The sequence below is a fragment of the Pseudomonas fluorescens genome (assembly GCF_018614775.1).
GTDB classification, from domain to species: domain Bacteria; phylum Pseudomonadota; class Gammaproteobacteria; order Pseudomonadales; family Pseudomonadaceae; genus Aquipseudomonas; species Aquipseudomonas fluorescens_BY.
Genome location: NZ_JAGGOF010000097.1, coordinates 123,939 through 138,051 on the forward strand (window position 1 = coordinate 123,939; position 14,113 = coordinate 138,051).

At 62.2% G+C, this 14,113-nt stretch carries 12 protein-coding genes; all 12 read right to left on the bottom strand.

Annotated features, from left to right (window positions below; all coding sequences use genetic code 11):
• Positions 1 to 3: 3 nt before the first annotated feature.
• A complete protein-coding gene (locus J7E36_RS22380) occupies positions 4 to 291 on the bottom strand; it encodes a topoisomerase II (protein WP_215008032.1) in 288 nt (95 codons plus the stop codon).
• Positions 292 to 360: 69 nt separating this feature from the next.
• Positions 361 to 1,707 (bottom strand): N-succinylarginine dihydrolase, encoded by a 1,347-nt coding sequence (gene astB / locus J7E36_RS22385; RefSeq protein ID WP_215008034.1) that lies wholly within the window; start codon positions 1,705 to 1,707, stop codon positions 361 to 363.
• A gap of 143 nt (positions 1,708 to 1,850) precedes the next feature.
• A complete protein-coding gene (gene astD, locus J7E36_RS22390; RefSeq protein ID WP_215008056.1) occupies positions 1,851 to 3,320 on the bottom strand; it encodes a succinylglutamate-semialdehyde dehydrogenase in 1,470 nt (489 codons plus the stop codon).
• On the bottom strand, positions 3,317 to 4,342 hold the full coding sequence (astA, locus tag J7E36_RS22395; RefSeq protein WP_215008036.1) for an arginine N-succinyltransferase: 1,026 nt from the start codon (positions 4,340 to 4,342) through the stop codon (positions 3,317 to 3,319). The genes astD and astA overlap by 4 nt, the downstream gene beginning before the upstream one ends.
• Before the next feature lie 43 nt (positions 4,343 to 4,385).
• Positions 4,386 to 5,405 (bottom strand): arginine/ornithine succinyltransferase subunit alpha, encoded by a 1,020-nt coding sequence (aruF, locus tag J7E36_RS22400; RefSeq protein ID WP_215008038.1) that lies wholly within the window; start codon positions 5,403 to 5,405, stop codon positions 4,386 to 4,388.
• Between the two features lie 230 nt (positions 5,406 to 5,635).
• The gene (locus J7E36_RS22405; protein ID WP_215008040.1) at positions 5,636 to 6,856 is read right to left on the bottom strand and encodes an aspartate aminotransferase family protein; all 1,221 of its coding nucleotides are present in this window, start codon (positions 6,854 to 6,856) and stop codon (positions 5,636 to 5,638) included.
• A 377-nt stretch (positions 6,857 to 7,233) separates the two neighbouring features.
• On the bottom strand, positions 7,234 to 8,214 hold the full coding sequence (argR, locus tag J7E36_RS22410) for a transcriptional regulator ArgR (protein WP_215008042.1): 981 nt from the start codon (positions 8,212 to 8,214) through the stop codon (positions 7,234 to 7,236).
• Positions 8,215 to 8,327: 113 nt separating this feature from the next.
• Complete coding sequence (locus J7E36_RS22415; RefSeq protein ID WP_175363326.1) at positions 8,328 to 9,092, bottom strand: ABC transporter ATP-binding protein; 765 nt, start codon at positions 9,090 to 9,092, stop codon at positions 8,328 to 8,330.
• A gap of 53 nt (positions 9,093 to 9,145) precedes the next feature.
• Complete coding sequence (locus J7E36_RS22420; RefSeq protein WP_215008044.1) at positions 9,146 to 9,844, bottom strand: ABC transporter permease; 699 nt, start codon at positions 9,842 to 9,844, stop codon at positions 9,146 to 9,148.
• Positions 9,841 to 10,530, bottom strand: a complete 690-nt coding sequence (locus J7E36_RS22425) for an ABC transporter permease (RefSeq protein WP_215008046.1) — start codon at positions 10,528 to 10,530, stop codon at positions 9,841 to 9,843. Before J7E36_RS22425 ends, J7E36_RS22420 begins: the two co-directional genes overlap by 4 nt.
• Before the next feature lie 90 nt (positions 10,531 to 10,620).
• A complete protein-coding gene (locus J7E36_RS22430; protein WP_215008048.1) occupies positions 10,621 to 11,394 on the bottom strand; it encodes an ABC transporter substrate-binding protein in 774 nt (257 codons plus the stop codon).
• Between the two features lie 597 nt (positions 11,395 to 11,991).
• Positions 11,992 to 13,947, bottom strand: coding sequence for an acetate--CoA ligase (gene acs / locus J7E36_RS22435; protein ID WP_215008050.1), 1,956 nt, complete (start codon positions 13,945 to 13,947; stop codon positions 11,992 to 11,994).
• Positions 13,948 to 14,113: the final 166 nt, after the last annotated feature.

Here is a 14,113-nt window from a genome sequence, read left to right on the forward strand (position 1 = left end):
TCCTTAATGGTCGTGGCCGCAATCCGGGCCATGGACATGGTCATCGTCGCCGGCGTCCGCCGGTTCCATTTCCAGTTGCAGGCTGACCAGGTTGGTCGCCAATGGACGCAACAACAGGTTGGCGTATTCCTCGTCCCCTTCCTCGACGTCTACGCCGATCAGCAACTGACCGCGGCCGTCCTGCTGGATCCACAGCTCCTTGCCTTGCCACATCACCGCGACGCGGGTGCAGGAGGTTTCCAGTTGGGTGCCATCGGTGTCTTCAAGAATCAGTTGCAGGCTATCGCTCATGTTTTTACGTTCTCATCTGGGGATAAGGCAACGCGCCCTGCTTTGACTGTAGTCAGGTCGCGCGCGCTTTCAATTGATCTGGAAAGGATAAACCGAGCCAAGTTTAAGGATTTGTGTCAATTCATCCAGTGCCCCGCGGCATTCAAGCAGCAACTGCGGGTCGGCCAGGTCGTTCTCGGTCATGCGGTCGCGGTAGTGCCGCTCGACCCATTGGGTCAGCGAGTCGTACAACGGCGCGGTCATGATAACCCCTGGGTTGACGGCCGCCAGCTCGGTTTCATTGAGCGCCACGCGCAACCGCAGGCACGCCGGGCCGCCACCGTTCTGCATGCTTTGCTTGAGGTCGAAGACCTTCACTTCGCGGATCACCCCGCCCGAGGCCGTCAGGCCTTGCAGGTATTGCCAGACGCGTTCGTTGCCGCGGCACTCTTCGGGCACGATCAACAGCATCGAGCCGTCGGGGCGCGACAGCAGCTGGCTATTGAACAGGTAGGACCGCACCGCATCATCGACGGTCACTGCCGAACGCGGTACGCACACCGATTGAAATTTCCCACCGACCTTGGCGAGCTTGCTGCTCAACTCGGCCAGCATCTTGTCGGTCTCGAGAAACGCGTCCTCGTGGTAGAACAACACTTCGCCATTGCCGACCGCGATCACGTCGTTGTGGAACACGCCCTGATCGATCACCGACGGGTTCTGCTGCGCATAGACCACGCCCTCCTCACTCAAGCCATGCAGGCGAGCAACGGCGCGGGACGCCTCGAGGGTCTGGCGCGCCGGGTACTTCTGCGGCGCCGGGTAACGCATGTCGAAGGCACTGCGGCCGAACACGAAGAACTCCACGCCAGCGTCACCGTAGGCACGGCAGAAACGGGTGTGGTTGGCCGCGCCTTCGTCGCCGAATTGCGCCACCGCCGGCAACGCGGCGTGATGGGCGAAGTGCTTTTGATCGGCAAACATTGCCCCCAGCACGCGGCTGGTGGTCGGGTGCTCGATGCTGCGGTGGTATTTGCAGTTCAGGTTGGCGGCGGTGAAATGCACGCGGCCGTCAGCGGTGTCGGCGCTCGGGCTGACGGTGGCGGCGTTCGCTACCCACATGCTGGAGGCCGAGCAACTGGCGACCAACAGGGGCATCGCTTCCTTCGCCGCCTGCTGGATGACCTGAGCGTCGCTGCCGGCAAAACCCAACCGGCGCAGGGCAGCCACGTCAGGACGCTCTTGCGGCGCCAGCACGCCTTGCTGGAAACCCATGTCCATCAGCGCTTTCATCTTCGCCAGGCCCTGCAACGCCGCTTCCTTGGGGTTCGAGGACTGCTGGCTGTTGCTCTGGGACGCGACGTTGCCGTACGAGAGCCCGCCGTAGTTATGGGTCGGCCCCACTAGACCGTCAAAGTTGACTTCATAGGATTTCATCAGCGAGGCTCCACGAGAATCTGGTTTTTATAGGCATCAAGTAACGCGTTTGATCAAACACCGCGGCGCGGCCTTCGCGAGCAAGCCCGCTCCCACAAGGTTCACGCGATCCCTGTGGGAGCGGGCTTGCTCGCGAAGAGGGCTCACGCCATTCTCACGCCAGGCGTCAGGGCAGTTGGCATGACAAGGCTCGGGGTTTCCAGGGAAGCCACCGGGTACGCGCAATAATCGGCCGCGTAGTAGGCGCTGGCGCGATGGTTGCCCGAGGCCCCCACACCGCCGAACGGTGCGCTGCTGGCAGCCCCGGTCAATTGTTTGTTCCAGTTGACGATGCCAGCACGGCTTTGCAGCCAGAACTGCTGGTAACGCTCATGGGAGTCCGACAGCAAACCGGCGGCCAGGCCATATTGGGTGTTGTTGGCCTCGGCAATCGCAGCGGGGAAGTCGCTGTAGCGAATCACCTGCAGCAACGGCCCGAACAGCTCTTCATCAGGACGTTCGGCCACCGCCGTCACGTCGAGGATGCCTGGGGTCAGCAACGCCGCCTGGGGCTGTGGCTGGGTCATGAACAGCAGCGGCACGGCGCCTTTGCCGAGCAAATGGTTTTGCGCATCCATCAGCGCCTTCGCCGCGCCCAGGGAAACCACCGACCCCATGAACGGCGCCGGTTGTTGATCAAAGGCACCGACTTCCAGAGTCGAACTGACCGCCACCAGGCGCGCCAGCAAGGCATCGCCCCAGGCGCCTTCCGGCACCAGCAGGCGGCGTGCGCAGGTGCAGCGCTGCCCGGCGGAAATGAACGCGGACTGAATAATGGTGTAGACCGCCGCTTCGACGTCTGCCACTTCATCCACCACCAGCGGGTTGTTGCCGCCCATTTCCAGCGCCAGGATCTTGTCCGGACGGCCGGAGAATTGTTGATGCAACAGATTGCCGGTGCGGCTGGAGCCGGTGAAAAACAGCCCGTCGATGCCCGGGTTCGCCGCCAGGGCAATACCGGTTTCCCGCGCGCCTTGCAGCAGGTTCAACACGCCCGGCGGCAGGCCGGCTTCGACCCAGCACTTGACCGTCAGCTCGGCAACTTTCGGGGTCAGCTCGCTCGGCTTGAACAGCACGCTGTTACCGGCCAGCAAGGCCGGCACGATGTGCCCGTTAGGCAAGTGACCAGGGAAGTTGTAGGGGCCAAACACCGCCACCACGCCATGGGGCTTGTGCCGCAGCACCGCCGTGGCGTCGCCCAGCGGACCACTTTTTTCGCCGGTGCGTTCGCGGTAGCTCTGGATCGAGATTGCCACCTTGTTGACCATGCTGGTGACTTCAGTGGCGGCTTCCCACAACGGCTTGCCGGTTTCTTCACCGATGCAATGGGCCAGTTCGTCTGCCCGGCTTTTCAGGGCGGCGGCAAAGGCTTCCAGCACCTGGATACGCTCATCCAGCGAACGCCGGGCCCAGTCCGCAAACGCCTGGCGCGCCGCCTGCACGGCCGACTCCACTTGCGCCGCCGTGGCGCCCTTGCCCGTCCACAGCACCTGTTGGGTGACCGGGTTCAGCGACTCAAAGACGTCACCTTGGCCTTCCAGCCAACTGCCTGCGATGTACAGCGAATTCATTATTTCGACTCCCGAGCAGCAGACAACGCGACGGCGCGCACTTGATCGCCGGCGTTGAGTTGAAGACGTTTGGCGGTCAGCGGATCGACCACCAGGGTGCCCGCGGCCAAGCGCGCCGGGGCCGCGGTGATGCGGCAGTCTTCGCGCTTGCGGTTATGGATGAGGAACGGCGTGGCGTCGTCTCCAGGCGTACCGATGGCCAGCACCAGCGCCTGGCTGTCGCGCACCGCGCGGATCTTGCCGGTTTCGCATTCCACCGCCGGGCCGGCGTCGAAGATGTCGACGTAGCCCTGGTAACTGAAGCCTTCGCTCTTGAGCATCGACAACGCAGGCTCGGTGTCGGGATGAACCTGACCGATCACGGCGCGGGCGTCTTCGGACAAAAAGCAGGAGTAGAGCGGGAACTTGGGCATCAGCTCGGCGATGAACGCCTTGTTGCCCACGCCAGTCAGGTAATCGGCCTGGCTGAATTCCATCTTGAAGAAATGTCGGCCCAGGCTTTCCCAGAATGGCGAGCGGCCGTTGTCGTCGGACATGCCGCGCATCTCGGCGATGATCTTGTTGCCAAACAGCTGCGGGAATTCGGCGATGAACAGCAGCCGCGCCTTGGCGAGCATGCGACCGTTGAGGCCATTGCGGTAGTCGGCGTGCAGGAACAGCGAGCACAGTTCGGAATTGCCGGTCAGGTCGTTGGCCAGGAACAGCGTCGGGATTTCCCGGTAGATGTTCAGTTCCTGGGAGGCGCTGACCGTCAGGCCGACCCGGAAGTTGTACCAGGGCTCGCGCAGGCCCACGGCACCGGCGATGGCAGAAATCCCCACCACCCGGCCGTCGTCGTCTTCAAGCACGAACAGGTAGTCGGCGTCACCGCGCCCGGCTTCGCCGCGAAAGGTCTTTTCGGCCCAGCCGACCCGATGGGCCAGGCGCTCCTCGTTGGCCGGCAAGGTCGTCAGGCCGGTGCCAGTGCTGCGCGCCAGGGTGATCAGAGCGGGTAAATCGCTGCTGCGTACGGGACGAACGATCATGCTATCTCCTCAAACGGGTCGCTTGCGCCACCCGCGAAACTCATTAAACCGCCACCAAGCGCACACTGGCACCTTCGCCAACGCCCAGGGCTTCGGCCGCTTCCATGTCCAGCGTCACCGGCTTGCCCGGCGCGTAATCCAGTTCCAGCAGCACCGCGCGGTAATCCTGCAGTTGCGCATTGGCCACCAGGTATTGCCGGCCGGCACCCTTGACCGGCTCGCCGATCTTGACCGGCACCACGCGGCTCTGGGCAATCGAGCGGATCCCCGAGACGCGCGCGTGCAAGGTCGGGCCACCGTCAAAGATGTCGATGTAGTGATCGGTCTCGAAACCTTCGCGCATCAGGATGTCGAAGGTGATCTGCGCACGCGGGTGGACCTGGCCCATGGCTTCCTGGGCGGCGTCCGGCAACAGCGGCACGTAGATCGGGTAGTGCGGCATCAGCTCGGCGAGGAAGGTGCGGCTTTTCAGCCCACACAGGCGCTCGGCGGCGGCGTAGTTGAGGTCGAAGAAGTTACGCCCGATGGCGTCCCAGAACGGCGAATCCCCGTTCTCGTCGCTGTAGCCGACGATCTCGGTCACCACCGAATCGGCGAACCGCTCCGGGTGGCTGGCGACGAACAGCAGGCGTCCGCGGGAATTGAGTTCCGACCACGGCGAGCCCACCAGTTCGCGCACCACATAGAAGCTGGTCAGCAGGCTGTTGCCGGTCAGGTCGTGGCACTGGGAGAGCACGTGGATCTTGTTGTGGATCTTCAACTCACGGGAGGCGTGAACGAAGGTCTCGTTGCGAAAGCTGTAGAACGGTTCGGAATAACCGGCCGACGCGACAATCGCCGAACAGCCCGCCAGCTTGCCGGTGGCGGTGTCTTCGAGGACGAAGAAATAGCTTTCCTCGCCGTTGAAACTGACTTCGGCGGCGAACGAGGCTTCGCTCGCGGCGATCTTGTCGCTCAGGCGTTCCACGTCATCCGGCAAGGAAGTGACACCGATCGGACTGTCCGCAGCCAGACGCTGTACCTCGCCCAAATCAGCCATTTGCGCGGGGCGCATCACCAGCATGGTGTCACTCCTTAACTTGAAATAAAGGGTTCGACCAAAAGGTCGAGACTCAGAGAAAAAATACCGGGCTTGCTGCACATCAATCCAAGCCTGGAAGCGGACTTCCTGTGGGAGCGAGCCTGCTCGCGATACAGACGCCTCGATCTGCCTGGCGGACCGAGGCGATCCCAATCGCGAGCAGGCTCGCTCCCACAAAGCCCGGCCCACACAGGAGCCGGTCAAGTCTGAAATCAGGCTTGCGTCAGCTTCGCCGCCGCCTTCTCGAAGCGGTCCAGGCCGGCGTCGATGTCGGCGTCTTCCACCACCAGGCTCGGGGCGAAGCGGATCACGTCCGGGCCGGCTTGCAGGATCATCAGGCCTTCCTGTTCGGCGGCGTTGAAGATGTCCTTGGCCTTGCCTTTCCAGGCGTCGTTCAGCACGCAGCCGATCAACAGGCCCAGGCCGCGCACCTGGGTGAACAGGCCATACTTGGCGCCGATCTGCTCCAGGCGGGTCTTGAACTTGTCATGCTTGGCCTTGACGCCGCCGAGCACTTCAGGCGTGTTGACCACATCGATCACCGCCTCGGCCACCGCGCACGCCAGCGGGTTGCCGCCGTAAGTGGTGCCGTGGGTGCCGACGACCAGGTGCTTGGCCAGCGCTTCGGTGGTGAGCATCGCCGCGATCGGGAAACCGCCGCCCAGGCTCTTGGCGCTGGTGAGGATGTCCGGGGTCACGCCGTAGTGCATGTAGGCGAACAGCTCGCCGCTGCGGCCCATGCCGGTCTGCACTTCGTCGAACACCAGCAGCGCGTTGTGCGCATCGCACAGCTCACGGGCGCCTTGCAGGTAGGCCAGCTCGGCCGGCAGCACGCCGCCCTCGCCCTGGATCGGCTCCAGCACCACGGCGCAGGTCTTGTCCGACACAGCGGCTTTCAAGGCTGCCAAGTCGTTGTAGGGAACGTGGGTGATGCCGGTAATCTTGGGGCCGAAACCGTCGGAGTACTTCGACTGCCCGCCGACGTTGACGGTGAACAACGTGCGGCCGTGGAAGCTGTTGAGCGCGGCGATGATTTCGTATTTTTCGCTGCCGTAACGGTCGAACGCGACGCGACGGGCCAGCTTGAAGGCGGCCTCGTTGGCTTCGGCGCCGGAGTTGCAGAAGAACGCGCGCTCGGCAAAGGTCGCGTCGATCAGCTTATGGGCCAGGCGCAGGGCCGGCTCATTGGTGAAAACGTTGGACACGTGCCACAGCTTGTTGGCCTGTTCGGTCAGCGCGCCGACCAGCGCCGGATGGGCGTGGCCCAGTACGTTGACTGCAATGCCGCCAGCAAAGTCGATCAATTCGCGACCGGACTGGTCCCATACGCGGGAACCGGCGCCACGCACCGGAATGAAGGCAGCAGGTGCATAGTTAGGCACCATCACCTGGTCGAAATCGGCGCGTTGTACCGCGGCTTGCTCAACGGACATCGGAGTCTCCTGAAGAGAAACACCCGCCTGGAAATGGCGAGCGATGAGGGGATTGTAAGGACAGTTCTCAGCCCGGCCTTGCCGCCAAGCGACAACTTCTTATAGCGCCAACCCACGTTTTGCGCGGGTTTACGGCAATGCGACAAATTGCGTCGCAAAGGCGCAGTTTAAACGTTGGCGCTGGGTTTGAGGCGCCCGCTTCTACAATTCCCTTGTCGGACACCGATCCCCTGTGGGAGCGGGCTTGCTCGCGAAAGCGTCAGTTCAGCTGGCACCAATATCGACTGACACTCCGCATTCGCGAGCAAGCCCGCTCCCACGATTGTTTTGTGTAGACCGTCATATTCGTGTCAACCCGGCCCTCGGGTCGGAGCCGCCTAACCGCGCTCGGACGGCACCGACGACAATTCGAACGGGCTGCTGCTGCGCCGCTGGTTGCGGTCTTCGCGGGGGGTGGCGCCGAAGAAGTTGCGGTAGGCGCTGGAGAAGTGCGGGCCCGAGGAGAACCCGCAGGACAGGCCGATCTGGATGATCGATTTGCTGGTCTGCATCAGCATCTGCCGGGCCTTGTTCAGGCGCAGTTCCAGGTAGTACTGGCTCGGCACGCGATTGAGGTATTGCTTGAAGATCCGCTCCAACTGGCGCCGGGACACGCACACATGCTGGGCGATCTCGTCGGTGGTCAGCGGCTCTTCGATGTTGGCCTCCATCAGCAACACCGCCTGGGTGAGCTTCGGATGGCTGGAGCCGAGACGGTTCTGCAACGGGATGCGCTGGCGCTCGCCGCCTTCACGAATGCGTTCGACCACCAGCTCTTCCGACACCGCACCGGCCAATTCCGCGCCATGGTCCCGGGCCAGCACCGCCAGCAACAGGTCGAGCACCGACATGCCGCCGCACGCGGTGAGGCGATCACGATCCCAATCGAACAGATGGCTGGTGGCGATGACCTTGGGAAAGCGCTCGGCGAAATCATCCTGCCAGCGCCAATGCACGGCGGCACGGTAACCGTCGAGCAAACCCAGCTGCGCCAAGGGATAGACACCGGCGGACAAGCCACCAATCACACACCCGGCCCGCACCAGTTGCTTGAGCGCGCTGCTCAGGGGCGAGGCAAGCGCGGTCGGCGGCTCATCGGCCAGCAAAAACAGCTTCTGGAAACCTTCGAGCTTGCCCGCCCAGGGTTCGCCCGGCAGTTGCCAGGCGCCTTCGGTCGGTGCTTCGGCCTGCAAGAACGACAGCTCGTAGACCACATCCGGATGCACCCGCTGAGCAACACGCAAGGCCTCCTCGGCCAGCGCCAGCGTCAAGGCTTTTGTGCTGGGCCAAATCAGGAAACCAATTCGATGGGCGGTCATGGCGGGCAATCCAAAGCGAAAACAGTGTTAAAGCCAAAAGCGGCTGCAACCAAATTAGACCACCTGGCGCGCGGTGCGCAGCATGACCTGAATCGGTGCGTAACGGGAGCGATTTACTTGAGGCTGCCCGAAAGAAATTGCTGCAGGCGCTCCGATTGCGGATTGACCAGCACTTCACGTGGGTTGCCGCTTTCTTCGACGATGCCTTTGTGCAGGAACACCAGTTGGTTCGACACTTCGCGGGCAAAGCCCATTTCATGGGTCACCACCACCATGGTCCGGCCTTCCAGGGCCAGGGCCTGCATCACCTTGAGCACATCGCCCACCAGCTCCGGGTCCAGCGCCGAGGTCGGCTCGTCGAACAGCATCACTTCCGGCTCCATCGCCAGCGCCCGGGCAATCGCCACGCGCTGTTGCTCGCCGCCGGACATGTGGCCCGGGTAGGCGTCCTTGCGATGGGCCACGCCGACTTTGTTCAGGTAGTGCTCGGCCTTCTCCCGCGCCTCGGCCTTGGCCACGCCCAGCACATGCACCGGCGCTTCCATGATGTTTTCCAGCGCGGTCATGTGGGACCACAGGTTGAAATGCTGGAACACCATCGATAGCCGCGAACGCATGCGTTGCAGCTGCTTGGGGTCGGCGGCCTTCAACGCGCCATCCTTGTTGGCCACCAGCTTCAGCTCTTCGTTGTTGAGCAGGATCTTGCCGGCATGGGGTTGCTCAAGCAGGTTGATGCAACGCAGGAAGGTACTCTTGCCGGAGCCACTGGAGCCGATGATGCTGATCACATCGCCTGCGGCGGCTTTCAGGGACACGCCCTTGAGCACTTCGTGACTGCCATAGCGTTTATGCAGGTCTTGGACTTCGAGCTTGTACATGTCGGTTCTCACAAAACGTCAGTCGTTGGGCAGTCGATCGGATCGATGCGTTATCAGTGCTTGCGCGGGGCCAGGTAACCCAGCCAGCGGCGCTCGGCCAGTTTGAACAGGCGCACGAGGATGAAGGTCAGGCACAGGTAGAACACGCCGGCCGTGATGTAGGCCTCGAACGGCAGGTAATACTGGGCGTTCACCGTACGCGCGGCACCGGTGATGTCGATCAGGGTCACGATGGACGCCAGACTGGTGGTCTGCAGCATCATGATCACTTCGTTGCTGTACTGCGGCAGCGCCCGGCGCAGGGCCGATGGCAGCAGGATCCGGCGATACAGCGTGAAGCGCGACATGCCCATGGCCTTGGCCGCTTCGATCTCGCCATTGGGCGTGGCCCGCAGGCTGCCGGCAATGATTTCGGCGGTGTAGGCGCTGGTGTTGATGGCGAACGCCAGGCACGCACAGAAGGTCGCGCTGGACAGCCACGGCCAGAGGAAGCTCTCGCGCACGACCTCGAACTGCGCCAGCCCGTAGTAGATCAGGAACAGCTGCACCAGCATCGGCGTGCCGCGGATCACGTAGGTGTAGAGCCAGGCCGACATGTTGACCGCCGGCTGCTTGGACACCCGCATCAGCCCCAGGGGCAACGCCGCCAGCAGGCCGAAGAACAGCGACAGCGCCAGCAGCTTCAGGGTGGTCAGCAAGCCACCGAAGTACAGCGGCAAGGCTTCATAGATGACGTTGTAGTCGAAGATCATAGATCAGCCGCCCTTACGCCTACCGAGTAGCGCTTCTCAAGGTGACGCAATGCCAGCAACGAAACACTGGTGATCACCAGGTACATCGCCGCCACTGCCAGGAAGAAGGTGAAAGGCTCGCGGGTGGCATCCGCCGCCTGCTTGGCCTTGAACATCATGTCTTGCAGGCCCACCACCGAAATCAGCGCGGTGGCCTTGGTCAACACCAGCCAGTTGTTGGTGAAGCCGGGAATCGCCAGGCGAATCATCTGCGGCACCATCACCCGGAAAAACACCTGGAACCCGTTCATGCCATACGCCATGCCCGCCTCGGCCTGCCCCTTGGGGATCGCCATGAACGCGCCGCGAAAGGTCTCCGACAGGTACGCACCGAAGATGAATCCGAGGGTGCCGATGCCGGCCGCCAGCGGGTTCAGGTCGATGTAGTCGTCATACCCGAGCATTGGCGCCACGCGATTGAGCAGGTCCTGGCCGCCGTAGAAGATCAGCAGGATCAGCACCAGGTCGGGAATGCCGCGAATGACCGTGGAATACAGGTCGCCCAGCCACGCCAGCCAGCGCACCGGCGAAAGACGCAGCGCAACGCCGATCAGCCCCAGGACAATGGCCAGGGCCATGGACGACAAGGCGAGCTGAAGCGTCAACCATGCGCCATCGAGGATGACAGCCCCGTAGCCTTTCAACATGATTCAGGTCCTCGAAAGTGGGATGAAAAAATGGCGCAAACCGCAGGGATCCTGTTGCTTGCGCCATTTCGCACGAGTGGCGGGACGGTGTTACTTGCCGTAGATGTCGAAGGCGAAGTACTTGTCCTGGATTTGCTTGTACTTGCCGTTCGCGCGAATCGCGGCGATGGCAGCGTTGATCTTGTCCTTCAGGGCGTCACCCTTGCGCACCGCGATCCCTACGCCGTCGCCGAAGTAGTTGACGTCGGTGAAAGCCGGGCCGACGAACGCAAAGCCCTTGCCGGCATCGGTCTTGAGGAAACCGTCATCCAACAGCGTAGCGTCTGCCACGGTGCCGTCGAGACGACCGGCGGCGACGTCCAGGTAGATCTCGTTCTGCGAACCGTACGGCTTGATTTCGGCACCCAGCGGGGCCAGGACTTCACGGGCGAAACGCTCGTGGATCGAACCGCGCTGCACGCCGATGTTCTTGCCCTTGAGCTCGGCCAGGCCGTCGCTGACCTGGGTGCCGGCCTTCATGACCAGGCGGGCCGGGGTGTTGTAGTACTTGTTGGTGAAATCAACCGACTTCTTGCGGTCTTCGGTGATCGACATGGACGACAGGATCGCGTCGATCTTGCGGACCTTGAGCGCCGGGATCAGACCGTCGAACTCTTGCTCGACCCACACGCACTTGACCTTCATCTCTTCGCACAGCGCGTTGCCGATGTCGTAGTCGAAACCGACGATGCTACCATCCGGGGCTTTCGAGGCGAACGGAGGGTAAGCCGCTTCGATACCGATCTTTACAGGCTTCTCATCGGCGAAGGTCGGCAGGGAGAGCACGGACAGCGCCAGGGCGCCAAGCAGCACAAGTTTCTTCATCTTGGGACTCCATCGGTAAAGGGCAAAAAACGGCAGAGTGAGCAACAGCCCAATATGCGAATGGGTGAAACGAATCCGGGTGCTGCGTCCTAGGAAGCGAACGTTTTATTCAACGTGCGCCACGACGAGCGAGTGATCGGCATTCTAACGACAGGCCCGAAGCCGATATTTCTTCAATGCGACAACAAATTACAGAAGCACCGAGAAAGCGGATCGAGCGCATTGACAGCCCCGCAAATTCATGCAAGAGCAAAAGAAGGGAAACCGATCCATGTTGCAAATTGCGGGCCCATTATTCGCAAACCCTTCTAATCCGGCAAGCACAGCGTGTCGGCTAATTTTATCGGGCAGCTACGAACGCCCTGAAACAGCGCTCGGCGTTTCCCATCGCCTCGGTACGGCGCCTTTGGTTACACATTTCGAAACATCGGTAACGTTCAGAAAGGTCTGACGCCGAACGTCGATATTTATTCGCAGACCTTTCCACACTGATCGTTCCCACGCNNACGCGGAGCGTGGGAACGAGCCGCCAGGCATATGAAAAAGCCCCGCCCGGCAACTGCCAGGCGGGGCTTTTCAGAGACCCCGGAATCGCCGTCAGGCGACGTTCATGGTCTTGTGCGTCTCGATCAAATGCGCCACCACACCCGGATCGGCCAGGGTGGAGATATCACCCAACCCATCGTATTCCGCCGTGGCAATCTTGCGCAGGATGCGGCGCATGATCTTGCCCGAACGGGTCTTAGGCAGCCCTGGCGCCCACTGGATGACATCCGGCGAAGCAATCGGACCGATCTCCTTGCGCACCCAGTTCTTCAACTCCAGGCGCAACGCTTCGCTGGTTTCTTCGCCAGCGTTGAGGGTCACGTACACGTAGATGCCCTGCCCCTTGATGTCGTGCGGCACACCGACCACCGCCGCTTCGGCGACTTTCGGGTGAGCGACCATTGCACTTTCGATCTCGGCCGTGCCCATGCGGTGGCCGGACACGTTGAGTACGTCATCCACCCGACCGGTGATCCAGTAGTAGCCATCCTCATCACGACGGGCGCCGTCACCGGTGAAGTACATGCCGCTGAAGGTCTTGAAGTAGGTGTCGACGAAGCGGTCATGGTCGCCGTACAGCGTCCGCGCCTGGCCCGGCCACGAATCGAGGATCACCAGGTTGCCTTCGGATGCGCCTTCGATCAGGTTGCCGAGGTTGTCCACCAGCGCCGGCACCACGCCGAAGAACGGCCGCGTGGCCGAACCCGGTTTCAGCGCGGTGGCGCCCGGCAACGGGCTGATCAGCACACCACCGGTTTCGGTCTGCCACCAGGTATCAACGATCGGGCAACGCTCCTTGCCGACATTCTTGTAGTACCAATCCCAGGCTTCCGGGTTGATCGGCTCACCCACCGAACCCAACAGGCGCAGGCTGCTGCCATCGGCGCCTTCCACCGCGGCGGTGCCCGAGGCCATCATCGCGCGGATGGCGGTCGGCGCGGTGTAGAGGATATTGACCTTGTGCTTGTCGATCACCTGCGCAACGCGGGTGATGTCCGGGTAGTTCGGCACGCCTTCGAACAGCAGCGTGGTCGCACCGTTAGCCAGCGGGCCGTAGACGATGTAGCTGTGGCCGGTGACCCAGCCGACATCGGCGGTGCACCAGTAGACTTCGCCCGGCTTGTAGTCGAACACGCGCTCATGGGTCAGCGCTGCATACAGCAGGTAGCCAGCCGTGGTGTGCTGCACGCCCTTGGGCTTGCCGGTGGAACCGGAGGTGTAGAGGATGAACAGCGCTTCTTCAGCGCCCATTTCCTTCGGCGCGCAAACGGTGCCGGCGACTTTCATCAGGTCTTCGTACCAGATGTCGCGGTGCTGGTTCCACTTGATGTTGCCCGCCGTGCGCTTGCACACGATGACTTTCTGGATGCTGCTGGTTTCCGGGTTGGTCAGTGCGTCGTCGACGTTGGCCTTGAGCGGGATCTTCTTGCCGGCGCGAATACCTTCGTCGGCAGTGATCACCACTTTGGATTTGCAATCGATGATCCGGCCGGCCAGCGCTTCCGGCGAGAAGCCGCCGAACACCACCGAGTGAATCGCGCCGATCCGGGTACAGGCCAGCATGGCGACCACGGCTTCGGGGATCATCGGCATATAGATGGTCACCACGTCGCCGCGATGCACGTCCTGGCCGCGCAGGGCGTTGGCGAACTTGCAGACTTGCTCGTGCAGTTCGCGATAGGTGATGTTGCGACTCTCGGCCGGGTCATCGCCCTCCCAGATGATCGCGACCTGATCGCCGCGCTCGGCCAGGTGACGGTCGAGGCAGTTGTAGGAAACGTTCAAGGTGCCATCGGCAAACCACTTGATATCGACGTGGTGATCGTCGAAGGACGTCTGTTTCACCGTGGTGAACGGCTTGATCCAGTCCAGGCGCTTGGCCTGCTCGCGCCAGAAGCCATCCGGGTTGACCACCGACTGTTGGTACATGGCCTTGTAGGTCGCCTCGTCAGTCAACGTACTGGCCGCAACCTCGGGACGAACGGGATACACAGAAGCCGCACTCATGTTTCTTACCTCGGTGACATAGTTGTTTTTGTATGGTCCCGTTGTAGCCCGGGGCGGGCCTATAGAACCATTCGACGATGGTAGTAACAAGTCCCTACAAAATGTCGGTACTAACGTGCAAGTCTTCGTTTGCCACCCATTTCCCCCTGATTGGGTGGAGGCAACA